Here is a 6,225-nt window from a genome sequence, read left to right as displayed (position 1 = left end):
CTATAAATATACAATATTATAATCATACTTAATTTAAAGAATCGATATGAGGAGGAACTTATGAAAGTCGCAATTATTGGAGCCACTGGATATGGGGGCATTGAGTTAATTCGTTTATTAGAACAACATCCATATTTTTCGATAGCATCTCTCCATTCTTTTTCACAAGTTGGTGAGTGTATAACAAATGTATATCCTCATCTTCGAAATGTCCTTTTTCATACGTTACAAGAAATTGATGTGGAGACGATAGGAAAAGAAGCAGAAATCGTATTTCTAGCAACCCCAGCAGGAGTATCGGCGGAGTTAACTCCTAAGTTATTAGCAGAAGGTTTAAAAGTAATTGACCTATCTGGAGACTTTCGTATGATAGATCCTTCGTCATATGAACTGTGGTATAAAAGGCCAGCAGCGAAAGAAGAAATTCTTAGAAAAGCAGTGTATGGGTTAAGTGAATGGAAAAGGACTGGGATTCAAAAGGCAAATTTAATTGCAAACCCAGGATGTTTTGCTACAGCCACATTGCTAGCGATAGCGCCGTTAGTACGTAGCGGCATGATTGAAGAAGATTCGATTATTATTGATGCGAAATCAGGGGTATCAGGAGCAGGTAAAACACCAACAACAATGACTCACTTTCCTGAGCTATATGATAACTTGCACATTTATAAAGTGAATGAGCATCAGCACGTTCCAGAGATTGAGCAAATGCTTACAGAATGGAATAGTGAATCACAGCCAATTACATTTAGCACACATTTAATACCGATATCACGAGGAATCATGATTACACTTTATGCAAAAGTAAAACAAAAGATGGAAATAAAGCAACTTCAAAAATTGTATGAAGAAACGTATGAACAATCGCCTTTCATCCGAATTTGTACGCAAGGGAAATTTCCAAGTCCAAAAGAAGTGAGAGGCTCAAATTATTGTGATATTGGCATAGCTTACGATGAAAGAGCTGAAAGAGTTACGGTCGTTTCTGTTATAGACAATATGATGAAAGGCGCGGCTGGGCAAGCGATTCAAAATGCAAACATAATAGCGGGACTAGAAGAGACAACAGGTTTACAACATATGCCGCTTTATGTATAAGGGGGACATGGTGATTAAAGTAGCGTCTATTACAAAATTAGAAAATGGTTCAATTGTAACGCCGAAAGGCTTTTCGGCAATTGGTACTGCAAATGGTTTAAAAAAGGAGAAAAAGGATTTAGGTGCCATCGTTTGTGATGTACCAGCATCATGTGCCGCTGTGTATACAACGAATCAAATACAAGCAGCTCCTTTGCAAGTAACGAAGGATAGTATAACGGCAGAAGGGAAGTTACAAGCAATTATCGTTAATAGTGGAAATGCAAATGCTTGTACTGGAATGAAAGGATTACAAGACGCATACGAGATGCGCGCATTAGGGGCGGAACATTTTGGGATGAAAGAAAATTACGTTGCAGTAGCTTCAACAGGTGTAATTGGTGTTCCACTGCCGATGGATATAATCCGAAAGGGAGTTGCAACTCTTATACCGACGAAGGAAGAAAGTGAAGCATATTGTTTTTCTGAAGCAATTTTAACGACGGATCTTATAACGAAAGAAACTTGCTATGAAATGATTATTGATGGGAAGAAAGTGGCGATTGCGGGTGTTGCAAAAGGTTCAGGGATGATTCATCCGAATATGGCAACGATGCTTAGTTTTATTACGACAGATGCTCATATAGAGCATGACGTATTGCAAACAGCGTTATCCGAAATTACGAATCATACATTTAATCAAATTACGGTAGATGGAGATACTTCTACGAATGATATGGTCATCGTTATGGCAAGTGGATTATCAGAAACAAGGCCGATAAATATGGAACATACAGATTGGGAAACTTTCGTATGTGCTTTACAGCAAGTATGTGAAGATTTAGCGAAAAAAATTGCGCAAGATGGTGAAGGAGCTACGAAGTTAATAGAAGTAAATGTGCTAGGAGCTCAAACGAATGAAGAGGCAAAAAAAATTGCAAAGCAAATAGTCGGTTCGAGTCTTGTGAAAACAGCAATACATGGTGAAGACCCAAACTGGGGGCGAATTATTAGCAGTATTGGACAAAGTGAAGTAGCTATTCATCCGAACACAATTGACATTACTCTTCAATCTATATCGGTATTAAAAAATAGTGAGCCTCAAATATTTTCTGAAGAAGAAATGAAAGAGAGATTACAAGAAGATGAAATAGTCATTAATGTGTACTTACACTTAGGTGAAGAGACAGGATCAGCTTGGGGCTGTGACTTAAGCTATGAATATGTGAAAATAAATGCTTGTTATCGTACATAAGGAGAGAGAAGATGAGCGATTATATTGTAGTGAAATGCGGCGGTAGTATGTTGAATCAATTAAATGCTGTGTTTTTTGATTGTATAAAGAAATTGCAACAGAAGTATAAAGTGGTGATTATTCATGGTGGTGGGCCAGAAATTGATGCCAAATTAAAAGATTGTAACATCAACGTAGAAAAAAGAGATGGATTACGCGTAACACCAAAAGAAGTTATGGATGTTGTTCAAATGGTGCTATGCGGAAGTACGAATAAAAAACTCGTAATGAATTTACAAAAGCATAATTTACTTGCTGTAGGTTGTTCAGGGTGTGACGGTAATTTACTTCAAGTTCAACCTGTCAGCGAGGAGATAGGATATGTGGGAGAAGTAAGTTATGTAGAAACAGCCTTATTAAAAGGATTAATAAATATGGGGTATATTCCTGTTATTGCTCCAATCGGGGTAAATGGTAATGAAATTTATAACATAAATGCGGACAATGCTGCAGCTGGGATTGCGGCCGCGTTAGGGGCAAAAGAGCTGATTTTTATTACGGATGTAGATGGAATATTACATGAAGGGAATTTGGTAAAGGAAACGGATGAATCTGAAATTGCAACTTTTATAGAAACAGGTGTTATTACAGGTGGGATGATTCCGAAAGTACAGGCGGCACTAGCATCATTAAAAATGGGAGTGCAAAAGATAAGTATTGTGAATGGTACAAAAGATTTTACTGAGGTTACGGGAGAGTGTATTGGAACGACGGTAACGAAAGGTGTGAGTATTGCATGACGAGTCATCTTTTTCAAACGTATGGCAGAAGAACTATTGAGTTTGTAAAGGGAACTGGAACGAAAGTTATTGATAATAAAGGTAAGCAATATTTAGATTTTACATCAGGAATTGGCGTATGTAATTTAGGACATTGTCACCCTACTGTTCTCAAAGGTGTACAAGAGCAACTTGATGATATATGGCATATATCTAACCTGTTTACAAACAGCTTACAAGAAGAAGTTGCGTCATTATTAACAGAAAATAGAGCATTAGATTATGTGTTTTTCTGTAATAGTGGGGCAGAGGCAAATGAAGCGGCTTTAAAGTTAGCACGTAAGCATACTGGAAAATCTCTCGTCGTAACATGCCAGCAGTCTTTTCACGGTAGAACATTTGGAACGATGAGTGCAACAGGCCAAGATAAGGTAAAAGAAGGATTTGGTCCATTACTTCCATCTTTTTTACATATCCCTTTTAACGATATTAAAGCATTAGAGGAAGTAATGAATGAAGAAGTTGCGGCGGTAATGGTAGAAGTAGTTCAAGGAGAGGGAGGAGTAATACCTGCTGATCTATCTTTTTTGAAAGAGATTGAAACATTATGTAATAAGTTCGGTTCCTTATTTATTATAGACGAAGTACAAACGGGGATAGGAAGAACTGGAACACTATTCGCTTATGAACAAGTGCGAATAGTGCCTGATATCGTTACCGTTGCAAAAGCACTTGGGAATGGGATTCCTGTCGGAGCAATGATTGGCCGGAAAGAGCTCGGAACGTCGTTTACTGCAGGATCACACGGTTCAACTTTTGGCGGGAATTACATCGCGATGGCTGCAGCGAAAGAAGTATTGCAAGTAAGTAAAAGACCATTGTTTTTAAAAGAAGTACAAGAAAAAGGCGAGTATGTATTAGAGAAGTTGCAAGAGGAATTACAGCATGTCGAATGTATTCAAAATATACGTGGTAAGGGGCTTATGATTGGGATTGAGTGTAAGCATGAAGTTGCAAGTTTTATAGAACAACTAGAAAACGAAGGACTTCTCGTATTACAAGCAGGCCCTAATGTTATAAGACTATTACCGCCACTCATTGTCACGAATGAAGAGTTAGAACAGGCAGTATATATAATAAAAAAAGTAGTTTGTACAAAAAACGTATCAATCATATAAGGGGGAAGTTTCATGTCAACTTTACAAGTACCGAAATTAAATACGAAAGATCTTTTAACACTAGAAGAATTAACGAAAGAAGAAGTTATTTCTTTAATTGAGTTCGCTATATATTTAAAAAAGAATAAGCAAGAGCCTTTATTACAAGGCAAAATATTAGGGCTTATTTTTGATAAGCATTCAACTCGTACTCGTGTATCTTTTGAAGCGGGAATGGTACAACTCGGGGGACATGGTATGTTTTTAAGTGGGAAAGAGATGCAAATGGGAAGAGGAGAAACCGTTTCAGATACTGCGAAAGTATTATCGCAGTATATTGACGGGATCATGATACGTACATTCTCACACGCGGATGTAGAAGAGCTTGCAAAAGAATCGAGTATTCCTGTTATTAATGGATTAACGGATGACCATCATCCTTGTCAAGCATTGGCAGACCTCATGACGATATATGAAGAAACAAATACATTTAAAGGAATAAAATTAGCTTACGTAGGTGACGGAAATAATGTATGTCATTCATTGTTGTTAGCTAGTGCAAAAGTTGGAATGCATATGACTGTTGCAACGCCTATAGGGTATGAACCGAATGAGGAGATTGTAAAAAAAGCGTTAGCGATTGCCAAGGAAACAGGAGCTGAAATTGAAGTTTTGCATGATCCTGAATTAGCGGTGAATGAAGCAGATTTCATTTATACTGACGTTTGGATGAGCATGGGGCAAGAGGGCGAAGAAGAGAAATATTCTTTATTTCAACCTTACCAAATCAATAACGAACTTGTTAAGCATGCGAAACAAACATATCGTTTCTTACACTGTTTACCTGCCCATCGTGAAGAAGAAGTAACAGGCGAAATTATAGATGGACCACAGTCTATCGTATTTGAGCAAGCTGGTAATCGATTGCATGCTCAAAAAGCGTTATTAGTGAGTTTATTTAAAAATGTAGAAGAGCCTTCCTAAAAGGGAGGTTTTTTTATATTAAAATGTCGGATGTATATTTGGTTAACCATTTCGATATCATTTATAATAAAAGAGAAAACTAAATTTGTTTTTCAGAGTGTGTAAGGACATACTACATATAAAAATATAGTTAAAGAGATGATGAGGGTGAAAACAACTAAGAAAACATATTCGTTTTTTCAGCGGATGTGGAGAATATTAAAGTTTCAATATTATAAGTTGCTTCGATCGCCAGAAGGCGCAAAGAAAGTATCGTTAGGGTTTGCTATAGGATTCGGCTTAGAAATGTTAGTCATTTATACGGCATCGCTCGTATATGTAATATTTTATCCAATCGTCAGGTTAGCAAAGGGATCTTTTCCTGCGGCAGTTATTGGCAATATTATTGGGAAAATATCGTTTCTCCCAGTATTTTTATTTCCGCTTGCGTATGCGCTAGGAAAAATGATTTATCCATTCCATGTACAGAAAATTCATCATGAACCATTTACGGTATCGGACTTGTTTTCAAGTCACATTTTTACGATATTAAAGAGCTTATTACAAAGTGAAGTGTATGTATTAATTGGAATGACGATTTTAGGAGTTGTGTTTGGTCTCATTTCGTATTTCGTTGTGCATTATTTATACGAAAAGAACCGTAAGTTACGCTTGAAGAAAAGGAAGAAACGAGTGAGAGAACCACTTGTACAATTATAAACAATGTCACATCCATTTTCTCCTTTGAATATGTTTAAGAAAAAGGAGGAGAGGATAATGTATTATTATTACGTACCTCAAGTATATCCATATGTAAATTATTATCCGGTTTATGATACGAGTAGACAATACGAATTATATCGGCAACAACAATTACAGCAATTATCACAAATACCACAATTACCACAACAACAGCCTACACAGGAAAAAAAACCATATTTAACAACATGGCCATATTCCAATGTGTACTATGGTAACTATTACGAATCATAAAGCTGCTTCTATTTAGAAGCAG

At 36.8% G+C, this 6,225-nt stretch carries 7 protein-coding genes; all 7 read left to right on the top strand.

What is annotated here, in order from left to right; all coding sequences use genetic code 11:
- Positions 1-60: 60 nt before the first annotated feature.
- The 7 genes from argC to DN403_RS19175 all read left to right on the top strand — a co-directional run bounded on the left by argC (position 61) and on the right by DN403_RS19175 (position 6,203).
- Complete coding sequence (argC, locus tag DN403_RS19205) at positions 61-1,098, top strand: N-acetyl-gamma-glutamyl-phosphate reductase (protein ID WP_000861237.1); 1,038 nt, start codon at positions 61-63, stop codon at positions 1,096-1,098.
- 10 nt (positions 1,099-1,108) lie between these two features.
- A complete protein-coding gene (gene argJ / locus DN403_RS19200; RefSeq protein WP_000598384.1) occupies positions 1,109-2,332 on the top strand; it encodes a bifunctional glutamate N-acetyltransferase/amino-acid acetyltransferase ArgJ in 1,224 nt (407 codons plus the stop codon).
- Between the two features lie 11 nt (positions 2,333-2,343).
- Positions 2,344-3,111: an acetylglutamate kinase gene (gene argB, locus DN403_RS19195; protein WP_001286790.1), complete on the top strand. Its 768-nt coding sequence runs from the start codon at positions 2,344-2,346 to the stop codon at positions 3,109-3,111.
- On the top strand, positions 3,108-4,268 hold the full coding sequence (locus DN403_RS19190; RefSeq protein WP_149185684.1) for an acetylornithine transaminase: 1,161 nt from the start codon (positions 3,108-3,110) through the stop codon (positions 4,266-4,268). Before argB ends, DN403_RS19190 begins: the two co-directional genes overlap by 4 nt.
- Positions 4,269-4,280: 12 nt before the next feature.
- A complete protein-coding gene (gene argF / locus DN403_RS19185; RefSeq protein WP_000105794.1) occupies positions 4,281-5,231 on the top strand; it encodes an ornithine carbamoyltransferase in 951 nt (316 codons plus the stop codon).
- A 138-nt stretch (positions 5,232-5,369) separates the two neighbouring features.
- Positions 5,370-5,930 carry a DUF2062 domain-containing protein gene (locus DN403_RS19180; protein ID WP_003279874.1) on the top strand — a complete coding sequence of 187 codons (561 nt, stop codon included), beginning with the start codon at positions 5,370-5,372 and terminating at the stop codon, positions 5,928-5,930.
- A gap of 57 nt (positions 5,931-5,987) precedes the next feature.
- Positions 5,988-6,203: a hypothetical protein gene (locus DN403_RS19175; protein ID WP_000291956.1), complete on the top strand. Its 216-nt coding sequence runs from the start codon at positions 5,988-5,990 to the stop codon at positions 6,201-6,203.
- The last annotated feature ends 22 nt before the right edge of the window (positions 6,204-6,225 follow it).

Origin of the sequence: Bacillus sp. AY2-1 (assembly GCF_008368965.1) — a bacterium.
GTDB classification, from domain to species: Bacteria; Bacillota; Bacilli; order Bacillales; family Bacillaceae_G; genus Bacillus_A; species Bacillus_A thuringiensis_S.
This window is presented reverse-complemented; position numbering and strand designations above follow the sequence as displayed.